The sequence below is a fragment of the Bacillus cereus group sp. BfR-BA-01408 genome (assembly GCF_022663305.1).
Classification (GTDB): Bacteria; Bacillota; Bacilli; order Bacillales; family Bacillaceae_G; genus Bacillus_A; species Bacillus_A pacificus.
On sequence record NZ_JAKUFF010000372.1, the window covers coordinates 1 to 207 of the forward strand.

Below are 207 nucleotides of genomic sequence, written 5' to 3' on the forward strand. Positions count from 1 at the left end.
CGGCTACGCATCGTTGCCTTGGTGAGCCGTTACCTCACCAACTAGCTAATGCGACGCGGGTCCATCCATAAGTGACAGCCGAAGCCGCCTTTCAAATTCGAACCATGCGGTTCAAAATGTTATCCGGTATTAGCCCCGGTTTCCCGGAGTTATCCCAGTCTTATGGGCAGGTTACCCACGTGTTACTCACCCGTCCGCCGCTAACTT

At 54.1% G+C, this 207-nt stretch carries 1 rRNA gene; it reads right to left on the minus strand.

From position 1 onward, the window contains the following. Positions 1–207, minus strand: a 16S ribosomal RNA gene (locus MR083_RS27705); the annotation flags it as partial.